The organism is Parolsenella catena, from assembly GCF_003966955.1.
Lineage (GTDB): Bacteria > Actinomycetota > Coriobacteriia > Coriobacteriales > Atopobiaceae > Parolsenella > Parolsenella catena.
The window spans coordinates 162515-177424 of record NZ_AP019367.1 but is presented as its reverse complement, the minus strand read 5'-3'; the positions used below and the strand labels follow the sequence as shown (position 1 = coordinate 177424).

General features: G+C 67.5%; 11 protein-coding genes and 1 tRNA gene. 1 reads left to right on the top strand and 11 read right to left on the bottom strand.

Annotation, left to right across the window (positions count from 1 at the left end; genetic code table 11):
* The 11 genes from Pcatena_RS00780 to dnaX all read right to left on the bottom strand — a co-directional run bounded on the left by Pcatena_RS00780 (position 1) and on the right by dnaX (position 13406).
* Positions 1–1149 (bottom strand): glucose-1-phosphate adenylyltransferase, encoded by a 1149-nt coding sequence (locus Pcatena_RS00780; protein ID WP_126420754.1) that lies wholly within the window; start codon positions 1147–1149, stop codon positions 1–3.
* 78 nt (positions 1150–1227) lie between these two features.
* Positions 1228–3666 carry a glycogen/starch/alpha-glucan phosphorylase gene (locus tag Pcatena_RS00775; RefSeq protein WP_232619858.1) on the bottom strand — a complete coding sequence of 813 codons (2439 nt, stop codon included), beginning with the start codon at positions 3664–3666 and terminating at the stop codon, positions 1228–1230.
* A gap of 72 nt (positions 3667–3738) precedes the next feature.
* Positions 3739–5916, bottom strand: a complete 2178-nt coding sequence (glgB, locus tag Pcatena_RS00770; RefSeq protein WP_126420753.1) for a 1,4-alpha-glucan branching protein GlgB — start codon at positions 5914–5916, stop codon at positions 3739–3741.
* A gap of 289 nt (positions 5917–6205) precedes the next feature.
* The gene (rbr, locus tag Pcatena_RS00765; RefSeq protein WP_172596331.1) at positions 6206–6751 is read right to left on the bottom strand and encodes a rubrerythrin; all 546 of its coding nucleotides are present in this window, start codon (positions 6749–6751) and stop codon (positions 6206–6208) included.
* Positions 6752–6879: 128 nt separating this feature from the next.
* Positions 6880–7770: an HhH-GPD family protein gene (locus Pcatena_RS00760; RefSeq protein ID WP_126420751.1), complete on the bottom strand. Its 891-nt coding sequence runs from the start codon at positions 7768–7770 to the stop codon at positions 6880–6882.
* Between the two features lie 3 nt (positions 7771–7773).
* A complete protein-coding gene (locus tag Pcatena_RS00755) occupies positions 7774–8484 on the bottom strand; it encodes an HAD family hydrolase (protein WP_232619857.1) in 711 nt (236 codons plus the stop codon).
* A gap of 208 nt (positions 8485–8692) precedes the next feature.
* Positions 8693–8769: transfer RNA gene (locus Pcatena_RS00750), tRNA-Asp, on the bottom strand.
* A gap of 176 nt (positions 8770–8945) precedes the next feature.
* On the bottom strand, positions 8946–9920 hold the full coding sequence (locus tag Pcatena_RS00745) for a hypothetical protein (protein WP_172596330.1): 975 nt from the start codon (positions 9918–9920) through the stop codon (positions 8946–8948).
* A gap of 67 nt (positions 9921–9987) precedes the next feature.
* Positions 9988–10641, bottom strand: a complete 654-nt coding sequence (gene recR, locus Pcatena_RS00740; protein ID WP_126420747.1) for a recombination mediator RecR — start codon at positions 10639–10641, stop codon at positions 9988–9990.
* 3 nt (positions 10642–10644) lie between these two features.
* Positions 10645–10968: a YbaB/EbfC family nucleoid-associated protein gene (locus tag Pcatena_RS00735; protein ID WP_126420745.1), complete on the bottom strand. Its 324-nt coding sequence runs from the start codon at positions 10966–10968 to the stop codon at positions 10645–10647.
* 179 nt (positions 10969–11147) lie between these two features.
* The gene (gene dnaX / locus Pcatena_RS08270; RefSeq protein WP_126420743.1) at positions 11148–13406 is read right to left on the bottom strand and encodes a DNA polymerase III subunit gamma/tau; all 2259 of its coding nucleotides are present in this window, start codon (positions 13404–13406) and stop codon (positions 11148–11150) included.
* A gap of 211 nt (positions 13407–13617) precedes the next feature.
* Between dnaX and Pcatena_RS00725 the strand changes: the two genes are divergently transcribed.
* Positions 13618–14568 carry an ROK family protein gene (locus tag Pcatena_RS00725; RefSeq protein WP_126420741.1) on the top strand — a complete coding sequence of 317 codons (951 nt, stop codon included), beginning with the start codon at positions 13618–13620 and terminating at the stop codon, positions 14566–14568.
* Positions 14569–14910: the final 342 nt, after the last annotated feature.

Here is a 14910-nt window from a genome sequence, read left to right as displayed (position 1 = left end):
CTACTCCTCCCCCTTTCCAACGACGACGTCGTCGCCGATGACAGCCGTGTCCTTCGTGACGTCAACGCTACCGAGCTCAACGCCCGCCTCGACGACCGCATGCTCGCCGAGGATGGCGCGGGCCACGTGCGCCCCCTCCTTGACGACGGCACCCGGGAACAGCACGGAGTCCTCGACGACGGCTCGGGACTCCACGACGGCGTCTGTGGACAGGATCGAGTGGCGCACCGTTCCGTTGACCTTGCAGCCGTTGGCGATGATGGCGTCCTCGACGACGGCATCGGGGCCCACGTAGTGCGGCGGGCGCACCGGAGCGTTCGTCATGAACGGGAACTCCTTGCCGAACAGGTCGAACTCCGGGTTGGGCCCGAGAAGGTCCATGGACGTCTCGTGGTAGCTCGAGATCGTGCCGACGTCGCGCCAGAAGCCGTGGAACTCGTAGCAGAAGATGCGAGCCTGCTCCTCGAGGAGCTTCGGAATGATGTTCTTGCCAAAATCGTGCTCGGACGTGGCGTCGAGCGCGTCCTCCTTGAGGGCGCGGATGAGGATGTCGGTGCTGAAGACGTAGATGCCCATCGAGGCGAGGTTGGAGTCGGGCTTGTTGGGCTTCTCGGTGAACTTCGCCACGGAGTCGTCGTCGTTCTTGGTGATGATGCCAAAGCGCGAGGCCTCGGCCCAGGCCACCGGCATGACCGAGATGGTGAGGTCCGCGTTGTTGGCGATGTGGCTCTCGACCATCTTGCTGTAGTCCATGCGGTACAGGTGGTCGCCGGACAGGATGACGACGTACTTGGGGTCGTAGCTCTCGATGTAGCCGATGTTCTGATAGATGGCGTCGGCCGTGCCGGCGTACCAGTTGCCGCCCGCCTCGGTGGCGTACGGCGGCAGGATGGAGACGCCGCCGTCACGGGAGTCGAGGTTCCATGCCTCACCAGTGCCGATGTAGGAGTGCAGCAGGTACGGGCGGTACTGCGTGAGCACGCCCACCGTGTCGATACCCGAGTTTGCGCAGTTGGAGAGCGCGAAGTCGATGATTCGGTACTTGCCCCCGAATGAGACCGCGGGCTTTGCGATGTTGCGCGTGAGCGCGAGCAGCCTGCTTCCCTGGCCGCCAGCAAGCAGCATCGCGATGCTTTCCTTCTTGCTCATGTCCTTCCCCCTTCTTGCCGAGTTGGCGTGTGTCGTTCGCACCCCGGCGCCGCCGCGGGGACGGCGCCAGGGCGCGTGCTAGTTGAGCCCCCAGATGTCGGTGGCGTACTCCCTGATCGTGCGGTCGCTCGAGAAGTGGCCGGAGTTGGCGATGTTGTGCAGGGCGCGGCGCTGCCAAGAGCGCTGGTCGTCATAGGAGGTCGTGAGCTCCTCCCACGCCTGCACGTAGCTCGCGAAGTCGGCGATGACGAGGTCGTAGTCGTTGTTGCCCATGAGCTCGTCGTAGATCTGGTTGAAGTTGCCCGACAGCCCCGCAAACGTGCCGTCCGTGAGCTGGCGCACGCAACGGCCGATGCCGTTGGGGTCGGCGTTGACGACATCCCAGGCAAAGTAGTCGCCGCGGGCACGCATGGCCTCGATCTGATCGACCTTGAGGCCAAAGATCTTCTCGTTCTCCATGCCCGCGAGCTCGGCGATCTCCACGTTGGCGCCGTCGAGCGTGCCCAGCGTGATGGCACCGTTCATCATGAGCTTCATGTTCGAGGTGCCGCTCGCCTCCTTGCCGGCGGTGCTGATCTGCTCGGAGATGTCGGCCGCGGGGTAGATGAGCTGGGCGTTCGAGACGGCGAAGTTGGGAATGAACGCCACCTTGATGTAGTCGTTCACGCGCTCGTCGTTGTTGATGACGTCTGCCACCGAGTTGATGAGGCGGATGACCTCCTTGGCGAACGTGTAGGCGCTCGCCGCCTTGCCCGAGATGATGAACGTCGTCTTGTGCGGCTTGTAGCTCGGGTCGTCGAGCATGCGGTTGTAGATGCTCATGACCTTGAAGATGTTGAGCAGCTGGCGCTTGTAGGCGTGGAAGCGCTTCACCTGCACGTCAAAGATGGAGTCGGGGTCGATCTCCACGCCGGTCTGCTCCAGGACGTACTTGGCGAGGCGCACCTTGTTCTCGCGCTTGGAGGCGCTCATCGCGTCGAGGAACTCGGCGTCGTCGTAGTAGGCGGAGAGCTTGGAGAGCTCGTCGGCGTCCGCAAGCCAGCCGTTGCCGATCTTGGACGTGATGAGGGCGGACAGGCTCGGGTTGGAGTTGCCCAGGAAGCGGCGCGGCGATATGCCGTTCGTCTTGTTGTTGAACTTCTCGGGCGCAAGCTCGTAGAAGTCATGAAGCGTCTCGCGCTTGAGAATCTCGGTGTGCAGCGCGGCCACGCCGTTGACGCTGTGGCTGCAGATGACCGAGAGGTTGGCCATGCGCACCTGGCCGTCCCACAGGATGGCGGTGTTGCGCAGCTTCTCCTGCCAGTTGTCGATGTCGCGCGGGAAGGACTCGACGTAGCGGCGGTTGATCTCGTCCACGTACATGTACAGGCGCGGCAACAGGCGGCGGAACGTCTCGATGGGCCACTTCTCGAGCGCCTCGGGAAGAACCGTGTGGTTGGTGTAGGAGATGGTGCGCGTGGTGATGTCCCACGCGGCGTCCCAGTCCAGGCCCTCCTCGTCCACGAGCAGGCGCATGAGCTCGGCGCCGCACATAGCGGGGTGCGTGTCGTTGGTGTGGATGCCCACGAAGTCCGGGAAGCGCTCCCAACCGGCATCGGCGTGGTCGTACTTGTAGTTGCGGATGATGGAGGCAAGCCCCGCGGCCACGAACAGGTACTCCTGCTTGAGGCGCAGGATGCGGCCGTGCTCGCCGGCATCGTTGGGATACAGGATCTCAGAGATTGCCTCGGCGTCCGTGCGGAACTTGGCGGCCTTAGCGTAGTCGCCGGCGTTGAAGGCGTCCAGGTCAAAGTCCTCGTGCGCGGGTTCGGCGCTCCACAGGCGCAGACGGTTCACGCTCTTGCCGCCGTAGCCCACGATGGGCACGTCATAGGGCACGGCCTTCACGAGCTCGCCGCCCTCCTGGGTGAACCAGTAGTGGCCCTGCTCGTCCTCGTGGCGCACGACCTCGCCGCCAAAGCGCACGAGCACGCTGCTCTCCGGGTGCTTGGTCTCCCAGGGATAGCCCTTGTCCAGCCAGTTGTCCGTGACCTCGACCTGGCGGCCGTCAACGATCTTCTGCTTGAACAGGCCGTAGTGGTAGCGCATGCCGTTGCCAAAGCCCAGGATGCCCTCGGCGGCCATGGAGTCCAGGAAGCACGCGGCCAGGCGCCCCAGGCCGCCGTTGCCCAGGCCCGGGTCGCCCTCCTGGGCAATGAGCTCCTCCAGGTCTATGCCCATGTCTGCCAGGCCCTGCTTCACGGTGTCGCGAACGCCGTAGTTGAGCAGATAGTTGTCGAGCAGAGGCCCCAGGAGGAACTCGAGGCAGAAGTAGTAGATCTTCTTCTTGTCGCTCTTCTTGTTCTCGGAGTCCGAGGTGGCGAACTCGCGGTTGGCCTTGCGGGCGATGAGTTGGGCAAGCGCCTGATACTGGTCCTGGGCGCTACAGTCCCTGAAGTCCTTGCCGACGAGCGCCTCGAGCGTGGCTCGGTACTCGTGGGCGAACGCCTCGGGGTTCTCGAAGATGTGGTCGATCATACGCATGGCTCCTTGTGGTCGTGTGGCGACGGCGCGTCGCCTATGCTTCGCGCGTTTCCGGGCCCGCTTGCGCTAGGCCCTCCCCTTTGCGCGCTTGCGCTTCTTCTTGCTCCCCTTCTTGGGCAGGGGGCCGCCCTCGCCGGCAACGAGCGGCTTGGCCGTGACCTTCTTGGCGCGCGTGGCGCGAGGCTTGCGCGAGGAGGGCTGGGCGGTCGGACGCGGCAGCGCCGCCTTCTCGGCAGGCGCGGGCGCCACGTAGCTCGTGGGTCCGGTGCGGCGCAGGATGGCGCCACCGAGTGGCGGCACGTTCATGATCAGGGAGTTCTCGCGTCCGTCGCAGTCCTCCGGGCGGCTCGAGAGCACGCCGGCGTTTCGCTGGCCGGAGCCACCGAACTCCTCGGCGTCGGAGTTGAAGATCTCCACGTAGTCACCCTCGCGCGGCACGGGCACGCGCCAGCTCGGGCGGAAGTTGACGTCGAAGTTGATGACGATGACGAGCTCCTCGTCTGGGCCGTCGCCGCGGCGCACGAACGAGACGATCGAGTGCTCGGAGTCGTCCGCGGAGAGCCACTCGAAACCACTCCAGTCGTAGGACTCGCGCCACAGGGCGGGCTCGGCCAGGTAAAGGTTGTTGAGCGCCTCGATGTAGTGCTGGTGCTTGGCGTGGGGCTCGAACCGCTCGGCGAGGAACCACTGGATGGACTCGTAGTAGCGCCACTCGATGTACTGGCCTATCTCGTTGCCCATGAAGTTGAGCTTGCCGCCCGGATGCGTCATCTGGTAGAAGGCGAGCGTGCGCAGGCCCGCGAACTGGCGCCACTGGTCGCCGGGCTGACGCGTGATGAGCGAGCACTTGCCGTGGACCACCTCGTCATGCGAGAGCGGCAGGATGAAGTTCTCGTTGAACGCGTACATCATCGAGAACGTGAGCATGCCGTGGTTGCCGGGGCGCCAGGGGAAGTCGGTCTGCAGGTAGTGCAGCGTGTCGTTCATCCAGCCCATGTCCCACTTGTAGTGGAACCCCAGGCCGCCGTCCTCGGGCGGGTAGGTGACGAGCGGCCAGGCCGTGGACTCCTCGGCCATCATCACGACGCCGGGGCAGTACTCGGCAACCGCCGTGTTTACCTGGCGGATGAAGGCCGAGGCGTCGAGGTCCTCCTCGGTGCCCTTCTCGTTCAGGCGCTTCTCGGCGGGGTTGTCGATGCCGAAGTTGAGATAGAGCATGCTCGAGACACCGTCCATGCGGATGCCGTCCGCGTGGAAGCGGTCGAGCCAGTACAGGGCGTTGGAGACGAGGAAGCTGCGGACCTCGCCGCGGGCGAAGTCGAACTTGTGCGTGCCCCAGTTGGGGTGAATCTCGCGCTCGTAGAGCATGTGGCCGTTGAACATGGCCAGGCCCTGGGCGTCTGCGCAGAAGCCGCCGGGCACCCAGTCGAGAATGACACCGAGGCCCGCCTCGTGGCAGGCATCGATGAGGCGCATGAGCCCCTCGGGCTCGCCAAAGCGAGACGTGGGCGCAAAGTAGCCCGTGACCTGGTAGCCCCACGAGCCATCGAAGGGATGCTCCATGACGGGCAGCATCTCGATGTGGGTGTAGCCCATCCTCTTGGCATAGGGCACGAGCTCGGCCGCGAGGTCGTCGTAGGAGTAGTAGCGGCCGCGCTGGGCCGGGAACTCGTCCATGGGGCCGGGCCACGTGCCGTCCTCGCGGGGCTTGCCCTGCGGCTCGTCGCCGTGGCGGCGCCAGCTGCCGAGGTGGACCTCGTAGATGTTGAGGGGCGCGTGCATGTGGTCCGTCTCGGCGCGCGCGGCCAGCCAGGCGTCGTCATGCCAGGCATAGGCAGGCTCGGCGGCTGTCACCGAGGCGGTGCCGGGTGCGAGCTCGCTCGTGAACGCATAGGGGTCCGCCTTGTACAGCAGCTCGCCGGAGTCGGTCTCGATGACGTACTTGTACAGCTCCCCCGGCCTGACGCCGGCCACGAAGCCGCACCAGACGCCGCTCGTGAGCAGCGGCTCGAGCGGGTCTGCCTGGGCATCCCAGCCGTTAAAGTCGCCAACGACGTGGACGCTGCGCACGTCCGGGGCCCACACGGCAAAGCGATAGCCAGCGCGCCCATCCCGCTCGCAGGGATGGGCGCCCATCTTCTCGTAGCTGCGGTACCACGTGCCAGCGCCCATGAGATACAGGTCGTCGTTCGTGATGTCGAGCGCGCCGGCGCTCGTTGCGCCAGCGGGCCTGGTATTTCCCATGTGACTCCCCCTCCCCTGGGTGCCGCACCAGACGCCTTCTTTTGGCAGCAACCTAAGCTGCGAATATATGGCGTCCGCTCATTTCGAGCCGGTGCGTCTCCACTGTATGCCCACAACTTGTCCGGTAAAGGCAACATTGGAAAAGGTTCGGTAAACGGGAGGTTTTGTGTCAGCTGCGGGGCGCGACAGCGGGCTGCCGAGCGCTGCAAACGAGTCACTTTCAGGCCTCGAGAAGCACCATAAGTGACTCGTTTGCAGCGCTCGCGTTTTTCGCAAGCGCCGCGAGCGGCTAGTAGTTGACGACCTGCTGCTCGAAGTAGGCCTGCGGATGCAGGCAGACGGGGCAGACCTTGGGCGCAGACTCTCCAACGTGCAGGTGGCCGCAGTTGGAGCACTTCCACACCTTGACGCCCGGGCGGCTGAAGACCTCGCCGGCCTCAACGCGCGCGGCGAGCTTCTGGTAGCGCTCCTCGTGGGACTTCTCGATGGCAGCGACGCCCTCGAAGCGCGCGGCGATCTCCTCGAAGCCCTCCTCGCGCGCAGTCTTCGCAAACGCGGGATACATGCTGGCCCACTCGTAGTTCTCGCCCGCGGCGGCATCGCGCAGGTTGGCGAGGGTGTCGGGCACCTCGCCGCCGTGCAGGTACTTGAACCACAGCTTGGCATGCTCGGCCTCGTTGCCGGCCGTCTCGGCAAAGATGCTGCCGATCTGGACGTAGCCCTCCTTCTTGGCCGCCTTGGCGTAGTAGCCGTACTTCACGGACGCCTGCGACTCGCCGGCGAACGCCGCCTCGAGGTTCTTGCGCGTCTGAGAGTTCTCGAAGTCCACTGCCATGACTGCTCCTTTGCTCGGGGATGGCACCGGGAGGGCCACCCGTGCACCTCGGCCGCCGCACGCGGCCGTCATGGCCCTTCTACCCGCGCGCCAGGCGTCCGAGCATGGCGGAGCGGCATGCGGTGCGGCTAGGCGAGCCAGCGGCCCCTCTGCTCGTGGCAGAAGCCCTCGCGCTCGAGCTGGACGAGAATCTCGCGGGCATATGCCTCGTCCACGGAATCGCGGCCGGCAGCCGTCTCAAGCGCCGTGAGCGCGCTGGCGGCCTCCGCGGGTGAAAGGCCCTCGCCCGTGGCGCGGGCGTCGAGCAGCAGGCGCACGACGGCAGCCCGCTTTTGCCGGTGCGACCCCTCGAAGCGCGACTGCCGGACATGCGAGCGAGAGCGACGAGACGGGTTGGGCAGCGTCTGCTTGAGGTGGTATCCGTAGTCGAGCAGGGCATAGTACCAGCTGCGAGGCGTGGCGGGCGCATCCGCACCCGCCACGGAGAGCGCGTGCTCGGGACATGCCTCGGCCACGAGCGGGCGCAGGGCGGAGTCTGGCACGTCCTGCTCGCCGGGAAACAGCTCGTGAAGGAACACGGTGCGCACGTTCGTCTCGAGATAGACGCCGGGCAGGTCGTAGGCAAACGCCCGGATGCCGGCGGCCGTCGCGGGCCCTATGCCGGGAAGCGCCCTCAGGTCGCGCTCCTCGATGGGCATCCGTCCGTCGTGCTCGGAGACGATTTGGCCGGCGGCTCGCCACAGCGCGAGCGCCCTGCGGTTGTAACCGAGCCCCTGCCACTCGTCGAGCACGTCCGCCGAGCTCGCGGCGGCAAGCGCGGCCATGCTCGGGAAGCGCTCGAGCCAGCGTTGCCAGCGGCCGTCGACGCGCGAGACCTGTGTCTGCTGCAGCATCGCCTCGGAGACCCAGATGGCGTACGCATCGCGCGTGCGCCTCCAGGGAAGGTCGCGGTACAGCTCGCGACCGCGCAGGTAGACGCGGGCGCGAAAGGCATCAAGGTCCTCACTGGTGCGGTCCATGGGCTAGCTCCAGCGCGCGATGCGCCACCCGCGGCGGCGGGCGATGCGGGAGAGCGTGCTACCCGGACACACGGCGCACGGCTCGTCAGCAAGCTCGAGCAGGGGCTCGTCGGTGAAGTGGTCGCCATAGGCGCGCGCGATGTGCCAGGTGCCCTCCCCGATAGCCTCGTTGGCCCAGCGGCACACGGCGCGCACCTTGCCCTCGCCGGCAACGACCTCGCCCTCGACACGTCCGGTGAAGCGCCCGCGCTCGTCAAGCTCCATATGGGTGGCGGCAACGCCCTCAATGCCGAGCTCCTCGGCGGCAACGCGCGCCATCTCGAAGAACGTGGCCGAGACAAGGACGCACGTCATGCCGTCCGCTTGGCAGCGCTCGATCTCTGCCTTGGCGTCAGCGCGCGTGCGGGGCGCGAGAAGCTCCGCGTAGAAGTCGCGCATGATGCGCATGACCTCGTCGTGGTCGTAACGGGCGAGGTCGCGGAAGATGAGCTCACGGGACTCGTCCTGGCGATAGGGCAGGTGCAGCTTGTAGCGCACGCCCCACCACCCCAGGCGCAGGGCCGTGCGACGCGTGATGAGACCGTGCCTGAGCAGGTAGAGGGAGAAGAGCTGGCCCGACTGACCATCCATGATGGTGCCGTCGTAGTCGAACACGGCAAGGCTCGCCTCGCCATGGGCGGGCGCGTACGCTTCTCGCTGCGCGTAATCTGACACGAACCATCCTCCAAAGTGGCCGCGGCGCGGCCAGCTAGCCTTCGTTCGCACGAGATTCTAGCAAATGGGTGGGGAGGCCCCTCGCTTGCCGAGGGCACGCATGCGGATTGGCTACATGGGGCGGCGCGAGGCTTGCGGGCACGTGGCGGGCACGGGCCCCCGAGATAACAAAAAGGGCCCCGGTTTCCCAGGGCCCTCTGACATCCAATGGCGGGATATGCGGGGCTCGAACCCGCGACCTCCGACGTGACAGGCCGGCGCTCTAACCAGCTGAGCTAATACCCCGTGTCAGGTGCGAGGAATATAATGCCGAAGATTGCGGCCTTTGTCTAGCCCAAATTCAAACTTTTTTTGGCAAATTGCTTATTTTTTGGGTCATCGAGAAGAAAAAACGGCATCTACCTGGGGAGATGCCGTTTCTGGCGCAAAGAAAAAATGTTTGGAGCCGTAGCTGACCGAGATTACGAGAGGGCAAGCCTCGTCTGCGCGCCGCTCGCATCGGTCACGACGAGGCTGTCCCCATCTAGCTCGGCGGCGGAAAGCTCGCCCGAGCCGACGACGGGCTGGCCATCACCGTTGAGCAGCTGCGCAGGCGTGGAGCCGTCTGCCACGACATAGCAGATGACGTCCCACGTTCCGTCCGAGAGGTTCTCGGGGACGAACAGCGTGCCCTCGTGCAGGCACAGGGCAACGGGCGAGCCAGACAGCTGGGCCACCACGGTGGCATCGTCCCCCTCGCCCTTCACGAGCTCCCAGCCCGAGTCCCCCTGGCGCGTCGAGTAGGACGACCCCGCGATGGAGATGCCGCCATCGTTGGCGCCGACGCTCGTCTGGGCCGCCGCGGCCTGGGCCTCGTCCCCAGATGGCGCGGGATCGACAATCGAGCGCACGGCACAGGTGGCGAGTCCGATCACGACGATGACGGCCACGATGATTCCCGCGATGACGCCCCTGGGCGCCCTGGTCGGCGCGGGCCTCGCGGCCTTGCGGCGGCGAACTCCCGCTCGGACGGCCTCGGAGGAGCCCATGGCCTCGCGGGCCGCGCCCGCTGCCGCCGAGGCCGTCTCGCGCGTGGTGACGACGGCCCCCTGGCCATCGCGGATCGTGCTAAATGACCCGGTGACCGCCGGGTCGACGTTGATGGGACGCGGTGCGTCGTCGGGAGATGAGGTGCTCACGGACGTTGGTACCTGACCGGCGACAAGCCTCGTGGAGGTGTTGCCGAGGGCCGGGAAGCTATGGGAGGCCGCCGTGGCACGCGACGCATCGGCGAAGCGAGAGCCACGCGTGGGCGTCTCGACGCGCGGGGCAGGCTCGCGGAGGGCCTGGGAACTCCCGCTCGGGGCCGCATGGCGCGCGTGCGCGGCAGGGCGGCGCGACTGCGTGCCGGGGTTTTGTCGCTGCCCATCGGCAGGTTGCTTGAATCTCGCCATCATGGCCCCTTCCATTCGTGCGGGCCGCAGGCTCGCATGCGCGCCGGAAACGTCGGCGCCTGCAACGATACTACAGCTCGCGGCGAGCCTCGATCGCCCTGCCGAGCGTTACCTCGTCAGCGTACTCGAGGTCCCCGCCCACGGGAAGCCCGCTCGCGAGCCTCGTCACGTGGACGCCAAGCGGCTTGATCGTGCGCGAGAGGTAGGTCGCGGTCGTCTCGCCCTCGACGTCTGGATTCGTGGCGAGGATGACCTCCGTGACCGTGCCGTCTGCCAGGCGCGAGAGCAGCTCGCGAACGTGGAGCTGCTCGGGCCCTATCTTGTCCATGGGCGAGATGACGCCGCCGAGCACGTGATACAGGCCGTGGAAGGCACCCGTCCGCTCGATCGCCGTGACGTCTCGCGGCTCGGAGACGACGCAGATGCTCGCCTGGTCGCGGCTCGGGTCCTCGCAGACGTCGCAGCGCTCGCGCGTGGCGTAGCTGAAGCAGACGGGGCAGAAGTGGACCTGCTGCTTGACGTCGAGAATCGCCTGGGCAAGGCGGCGGGCCTCCTCGGCGTCCGAGCCGAGGATGTGGTAGGCGATGCGCTGGGCGCTCTTGGGGCCAATGCCCGGAAGCCTGCCCAGCTCATCGAGCAGACGGCGTAGGGCGCGGCCGTCGTTGCGAGAAGGCGCCGGGGCTCCGCCAAGGGAGCCACCGGCGCCAAGCTGGTCGTAGGGCATGGGCTAGAACAGGCCCGGGATGTTCATGTTGCCAAGGCCCGCGGCGGCGCTCATCTGCGTGTTGGCCGCCTCCTGGGCGCTCGAGAGCGCGTCGTTGACGGCGGCGAGGACCATGTCCTGGAGCATCTCGACGTCCTCGGGGTCGCAGGCGTCGGGGCTGATCTCGATGGACTTGATCTGCATCTCGCCCGTGGCGACGACCTTGACCATGCCGCCGCCCGTGGAGGCGGAGACCTCGACGTCCTTGAGCTTGTCCTGCGCGGCAGCGAGCTGCTCCTGCATCTTGCGCGCCTGCTTCATCATCTGCTGCATGTTCATCTGGGGCATGGTTGCTCCTTCTCAATCGGCGCGGGTTGCGCCTGGTTTGCTCTCGTTAAGACTCTAGCGGTTTGGCCAGCGGCGCGCTCAGGTCGAGCGGCGCTCGAACGCATGCGTGCCGCCGACGCGGGCGAGGCAGCCACGAGCCGCCAAAGGCGAGGCGCCCGAACTGGCGGGGCGCCTCGCTGCTAGATGGGATTGTTGTTCTCGTCCACGACGGTCATCTTGGTTGCGCCGAACACATCCGAGAACATCGAGGCGAGCTCGTCGTTTGACGCCGAGACGGGCTCGGAGGACGCGACCGGGGCCTCACCTGCGTCGCTTGTCCTCGCGGCAACGTCGGGGAGCTTGAGCCCGGACGCGGCGTTTGCCGGCGCAGGTGACGCAACGTCAACGGGAGGAACGTCGGCATCGTCGTAGGGCGGGACGTCAGCGTCGTCGTAGGGCGGGATGTCCTCCTCCACGGGCGGCTCGACGGGGGCGGCCGCGGGCCTGGCGACGTCGGGGAGCTTGAGCGAGGCGGCACGGCCGTGGGGCGCCGGCTTGGGCGCCGCGGCGGGGGTAGGTGTAGACGCCGGCGCGGGCGCGGGGGCAGCGGGGCTCGGCGCGGGCGCGGGAGCCGGCTGCGGCGTCGCGGCGGCTGGCACGGGCTTGGGAGCGGGAACGGTCACAGGAGACGCGGCTTTGGCGGGAGCATGGGCGGGCGCGGCGCCATCACTTGCATACGCGATGGCGCGAGGAGCGCCGAAGGCGGAGGCCACAGCTGCGTCCACGATGGCCTTGACGTCGGCGCGCTCGAGCATGCGGCGCGTAAACGAGCTGCCACCGGGAAGGGTCACCGTGAGCGTTGAGCCGTCGTCGGCCGTGGCCGTGGCGTTCAGCAGCAGCGAGCCGCACGAAGCGCTCGTCTTGAGCAGGCCGTCCACGACCGCCTTCCACGTCCGCTGCAGCGTCCCGTTCTGCATGGGCGCGGGGCTCGTGGCGGGCTTGGAGGTGGAGGCAGGTTCGGACGTCACCGGGCGCGGAGCCGGCGCAGGAGCCGGCGGCACTGACGCCACGGGCGCGGCGGCCCTCGGCGCAGGGGCAGGAGCCGTGGCTCTTCTCGGACTCGGGGCGGGCGGAACCGCAGGGGCGGGCGCGCTTGCCGCGGGCTTGCGGCGCAGGTTGAGTGCGGGCGGCACGAACTTGGGCGCCGCCGGCTTTGCCGGGGACGACGCAGGCGTCTGCGTTGGGCCGGCGCTCGCGACTGACGCAGTGCCAGCCGGAGCCGCAGCAGGCGCAGCAGTCGGTACCGGGCCGCCCGCGAGCCTCGCCTCGAGCGCGGAGATGCGCTCCGCGAGCGACTCGAGCGTCAGGTCGCTCTCCGGACGCGCGCAGCGCGTGAGCGCGATCTCCAGCACGAGCCGCTGGTTCACGGCCGTGCGCATCTCGCTCGCGGCGTCCCCCAGCACCGTGAGCACGCGCGCGAGTCGGTCTGGGCTTCCGTAGGCAGCGGCCTCCTCCTCAAGCAGGGGAAGCTCGCCCTCCGGTACGCTCACGACGCCCGGCTTGGCGCCAGCGACGCTCACCACATAGGCATCGCGCGCGCGAGACGCCAGCTCGCGCGTGAACTGCAGCAGGTCACGACCGCCATCGACGAGCTCGCTGATCTTGGAGAACAGCTCGGGCACGTCCCTGCGGGCAAGTGCCAGGGAGACGCCGGAGAGCGCGGAGTCGCTCGACTCGCCAAGCAGGTCTCGCGCAGCCTCGACGCTCACGTTGCCGGCGCCAAACACGGAGAGCTGCTCGAGCGAGGACAGCGCGTCTCGCATGCCGCCGCGTGCGTGGCGCACTACGAGGTCAAGGGCCTCGCCGTCATAGGTGAAGCCCTCCTCGTCGCACACGTGGGCGAGGTGGGCGCGCATCTCGTCGGGCGCGATGGAGTGAAAGTCAAAGCGCTGGACGCGCGAGAGAATCGTGGCGAGGATCTTCTGCGGGTCCGTGGTGCACATGATGAACACGACGTGGGAGGGCGGCTCCTCGAGCGTCTTGAGCAGCGCATTGAACGCCGCCGGCGTGAGCATGTGGACCTCGTCGATGATGTAGACCTTGTAGCGGCCGCGCACCGGCGCGTAGTCCACGCGGTTGATGATCTCCTCGCGCACGTTGTCGACGCCCGTGCGGCTCGCGGCGTCCAGCTCGTAGACGTCCGGGTGCTCGCCGGCGGCAATGAGCTGGCACTCCTCGCAGGTGCCATCGGGCAGGTGACCCTCGCCGGTCTCGCACATGAGGGCCTTGGCCAGGATGCGGGCCATGGTGGTCTTGCCCGTGCCGCGCGGGCCGCAGAAGAGGTAGGCGTGGGACAGGCGGTGCTCGGTCACGGCGCGCTCGAGCGTCGAGACAACGTGAGACTGGCCAACTACCTGCTCAAACGTCTGCGGGCGATACTTGCGATACAGCGATTCCATGCGGCCTCCGGCAAGGTTGGCGGGCGCGCGACGGCGCGTCGCGACATGTTCTCTCAGTATAGGCGAGAAGGACGCCGCAGCGCCGACGCGCAAGGCCATGGCGGGTTCGCTGGCGCGCGGCGGACGGCACGAGCGGGTCGCTCACCCGATCCGCCATTTAACGGACGCTCTCGGGGACGTACGCTCTTATCACAACCCGAGAGGAGAGGTCATGGACAAGAAGACAACCAAGGCAGTGGGCATCGACATCGGCGGCACGAGCATAAAGATGGGCCTCGTGGCGGAGCGCGGCGAGGTTCTTGCCACGTCGAAGGTGAGCACGGGCGCCCTCGACAGCGACGGGGCGTTTGCCAAGGTGTGCGAGGGCGTTCACGCGCTGGCGGAGCAGGGCGGCATTGACGCCGGCAAGCTCGACGCCATCGGCCTGGACGTTCCCGGCGTGGTGCTGGAGGACGGCACGCTCACGATGGCGCCCAACATCACGCTCGACCTTGCCGGACTCACGACGACGCTCCGCGAGGCGTACCCACAGGCCAGCCTCGCCGTCCTGAACGACGCGAACGCGGCGGCCCTCGGCGAGGCATGGCTCGGCTCGGGCAACGCGCGCGGCGGCACCGTCATGGTGACGCTGGGCACGGGCGTGGGCGCGGGCGTTGTCATCGGCGGCAACGTCATCGCGGGCGCACACGGAGCGGCAGGTGAGATTGGGCACCTCAACGTTGAGCCCGAGGAGACCGAGACCTGCAACTGCGGCTGCCGCGGCTGCCTTGAGCAGTACGCAAGCGCCCGCGGGCTCATCCGCCTGTATCGCGAGGAGTGCGAGGCGGACGGCGCCGAGCCGGTGGCGATTGCACACGCCACGGACGCGCTCGCCGTGTTCGAGGCCGCGCGCGGAGGCAACACGCAGGCAGTGCGCGCATGCGAGCGCCTGGGCCACTACCTGGCGCGCGCACTCGCGGCCGTCGCTGTTACCGTGGACCCCGACGCGTTCGTCGTGGGCGGCGGCATGAGCGGCGGCTGGGACACGTTCGGGCGGGCGTGCCTTGCGCACTATCGCGAGGTGGCGGTCTCCGCGTGCAAGGACACACCCATCCGCCCCGCATCGCTCGGCAACGATGCGGGCTTCCTCGGCGCGGCGCGGCGGGCGCTGCTCTCGCTGTAGGCGGGCTGGCGCAGACGACAGGTACCCTGGGCCTCGATGAGCTGCACGGTTTTTGAGGTTATCGGGATGAGCGCGGGCCCAGGTGCATGTTTTTCGAGGTTATCGGTCTCCAGGGGCTTTCGCAGAGGCCGATAACCTCGATTTCCGTGCAGATCGGCGCACGCTCGCGGCGCGCGCCGATCACCTATCCCGCGCACAAAAGAAGCGCCCCGGCGACGTGCCGGAGCGCTTAGCCGAGCCTAGGCCACCTTAGGGTGCCAGTCCTCGCTTAGCGAGGGGCCCGGAATCTTCTCTGTGGCGCGCGCCCTCCCAGAGAACAGGGGGTTGGAAGAATCTCTGACG

What these genes read in the sequence shown, in the direction of transcription:
- Pcatena_RS00780 (WP_126420754.1), bottom strand. Translation starts at nt 1,149, where the DNA reads ATGAGCAAGAAGGAAAGCATCGCGATGCTGCTTGCTGGCGGCCAGGGA.
- Pcatena_RS00775 (WP_232619858.1), bottom strand. Translation starts at nt 3,666, where the DNA reads ATGATCGACCACATCTTCGAGAACCCCGAGGCGTTCGCCCACGAGTAC.
- glgB (WP_126420753.1), bottom strand. Translation starts at nt 5,916, where the DNA reads ATGGGAAATACCAGGCCCGCTGGCGCAACGAGCGCCGGCGCGCTCGAC.
- rbr (WP_172596331.1), bottom strand. Translation starts at nt 6,751, where the DNA reads ATGGCAGTGGACTTCGAGAACTCTCAGACGCGCAAGAACCTCGAGGCG.
- Pcatena_RS00760 (WP_126420751.1), bottom strand. Translation starts at nt 7,770, where the DNA reads ATGGACCGCACCAGTGAGGACCTTGATGCCTTTCGCGCCCGCGTCTAC.
- Pcatena_RS00745 (WP_172596330.1), bottom strand. Translation starts at nt 9,920, where the DNA reads ATGATGGCGAGATTCAAGCAACCTGCCGATGGGCAGCGACAAAACCCC.
- recR (WP_126420747.1), bottom strand. Translation starts at nt 10,641, where the DNA reads ATGCCCTACGACCAGCTTGGCGCCGGTGGCTCCCTTGGCGGAGCCCCG.
- Pcatena_RS00735 (WP_126420745.1), bottom strand. Translation starts at nt 10,968, where the DNA reads ATGCCCCAGATGAACATGCAGCAGATGATGAAGCAGGCGCGCAAGATG.
- dnaX (WP_126420743.1), bottom strand. Translation starts at nt 13,406, where the DNA reads ATGGAATCGCTGTATCGCAAGTATCGCCCGCAGACGTTTGAGCAGGTA.
- Pcatena_RS00725 (WP_126420741.1), top strand. Translation starts at nt 13,618, where the DNA reads ATGGACAAGAAGACAACCAAGGCAGTGGGCATCGACATCGGCGGCACG.